The sequence below is a fragment of the Rhodococcus sp. BS-15 genome, from assembly GCF_000813105.1.
GTDB lineage: Bacteria > Actinomycetota > Actinomycetes > Mycobacteriales > Mycobacteriaceae > Rhodococcoides.
Genome location: NZ_BAOX01000470.1, coordinates 1 through 2,414, shown reverse-complemented (window position 1 = coordinate 2,414; position 2,414 = coordinate 1). Strand labels below are relative to the sequence as shown.

1 protein-coding gene and 2 pseudogenes are annotated in these 2,414 nt (G+C 66.7%); all 3 read left to right on the top strand.

Annotated elements, in window-relative coordinates; translation table 11 throughout:
- A pseudogene (locus tag RHBS_RS31250) lies at positions 1-1,030 on the top strand (metallophosphoesterase); the annotation flags it as partial.
- Positions 1,031-1,058: 28 nt separating this feature from the next.
- Positions 1,059-1,898, top strand: coding sequence for an HAD family hydrolase (locus tag RHBS_RS26945; RefSeq protein WP_128646872.1), 840 nt, complete (start codon positions 1,059-1,061; stop codon positions 1,896-1,898).
- A gap of 310 nt (positions 1,899-2,208) precedes the next feature.
- Positions 2,209-2,414, top strand: a pseudogene (locus tag RHBS_RS28585) (hypothetical protein); the annotation flags it as partial.

Below are 2,414 nucleotides of genomic sequence, written 5' to 3'. Positions count from 1 at the left end.
GCTCTGCGGTTGCGGTCGCCGCATTCCTGGCGCTGCCTGCAGCGATGTATCTGGGCCACCGGCCGAGTGCCGAGGGGGCTTCCAAGGACGCGTGGGCGCGCGTCGGAGACGTGTTGTTGGGCTCGGTCTGGATCGCGTTCGTGTGGTCGGCACTCTCGCTGCTGCTGCGGCTCGGTCTGTGGGTGGCCGGGGTCGACGACCCTCTTCGGTCGCGGATCGTGTCGGTGGCAACCGTGGTCGTCGTGGTCGTCCTGGCGCTGTGGGGTCATTACGAGGCGATGCGAACTCCGCGCGTGCGACACACGACCGTCAGGATCGATCGGCTCGGGGCTCGATTCGACGGTCTACGAGTGGTTCTCGTGACCGACACGCATTTCGGTCCGCTCGATCGCACGACGTGGTCGCATCGATTGACCGATGCCGTCAACGCGCTCGAACCGGACGTGTTGGCCCACGTCGCGATATCGCCGACGGCTCGGTCGATCGGCGTCGAGCGCAGGCCGCGCCGTTGGAGGCAATGCTCGCGAGTGCGGCGCGCGTGTACGTCACCGGCAATCACGAGTACTTCGGTGAGGCGCAGGAGTGGCTCGATCACATGGAGGACCTCGGATGGAACTCCCTGCACAATCGCCACGTGGTGCTGCACCGCGGTGAGGACGCACTGATCATCGCGGGCGTCGACGACGCCACCGCGGCAGGGTCGGGTGCACCCGGCCACGGTGCCGATCTCGTTCGCGCACTTGCCGGAACCGATCCCTCGATGCCCGTGCTGTTGCTGGCTCATCAGCCGAAACAGATCGGTGACGCTGTCGACGCCGGTGTCGACCTGCAGGTCTCCGGCCACACACACGGCGGTCAGATCTGGCCGTTCTCGGCCTTGGTTCGGCTGGACCAGCCGGTGGTGCACGGTCTGAGCAGGCACGGCGCGCGAACTCAGCTCTATACCAGCCGCGGATCGGGATTCTGGGGTCCGCCTTTCCGAGTGTTCGCGCCCAGTGAGATCTCCGTTCTGACATTGGTCGCCGGCTGAACGATCGGCACCTGGCAGTATCGGTGGGGTGAACAGAACCGAAGAGGTCGTCGTTGTCGCAACCGATCTCGACGGCACGCTGTTGCGTTCGGACCGAACTGTCTCTGCGCGAACGGCCGCCGCGATGGCTGCGGCAGACGCAGCCGGAATCAGGGTGGTGTGGGCCACCGCTCGCGCGCGCCACTCCATCGACGAACTCGCAGCGTCCTGCGGATTCCGCGGGACGGCGATCGGTGCCAACGGGGCTGTCGTCCTCGACCTGGCCGACGGCTTCCCGGCCATCGTCGGCACCAGGTCGGTACCGGCGGAGACGGTGGCCTCGGCCAAGTCGGTCGTGCGCTCCCTCGTTCCCGGCGTGGCCTTCGCGACCGTCGGTGCCACGCGATTCGTGGCCGAGGCTCGGTACGCCGAGCTGTGCGTGTTCGCAGACCATCACCGGCAGCCGCACGAGATGGAACTGTCGGAGCACGGTTTGCCGGTCGACGTCGAGCCGACGGTCAAAATCGTTGCTCGGCACAGAGATACGACGAGCGAGGAGTTGTACGAGCTCGTCGCTGCTGTGGGGGTGGACGGAGTGGAGTTGACCCATTCCGGTGCTCCGTACATCGAGATGTCCGCGGCGGGAGTCTCGAAAGCCAGTGCCCTGCAGGAATTGTGCGAGCGATGGGGGATCTCTTCGGATTCGGTTGCGGCAGTGGGAGATGCCCGCAACGATCTGCCGATGCTGAACTGGGCGGGTACGGCGTTGTGCCCGTCGAATGCTGCAGAGCCCGTGCGATCCGTTGTCGATCGAGTCCTCGAATCCAACGACGACGACGCGGTTGCGCGCTATCTGGAGGAGCTCACCGCGCGCAGAGCGAAACTGTAACGTCCGGTCTGCTGGTTGCTACGCCGTATGAGAGGCTGGCCCCATCATCGGCAGAAGGACACCAGTGAGCTATCCAGGTTCGGGCGACCCCTCGCAGCGCGCGTACGGACAGTACGGCGCGCAGCCGAATCCATCCGATCGAGTCATGCCGCCGCCTTCGTCCGTTCATGGCGCGCCACAGTCTCGTGGCACGGCGCAGCCAGGCGGGTACGGCGCGGTTCCCCGGCCGCCAGTGTTCGGCACCGGTGGTTTCACGGGTGCTCCTCCACCGGGACCGCCGAGAAAAGGCAGCGGTGGCATCTGGATCGTGGTGGCCATTGTGGCTGTGGTCGCGGTGATTCTCGGCGGGGTGTTCGCCTGGTGGGTCGCACGTGACGACGCAACTCCTGCGGTGGCGTCGTCGGGTGCTGCACCGTCCTCGGCAGTGTCCGACGTCGGTGTTCCAGGCGGTGAACCTGCACCCACGGCGGCGAGCTCACCGCAGCCGGGCGTCGCCACTCTGCCCGCGGGTGCGCA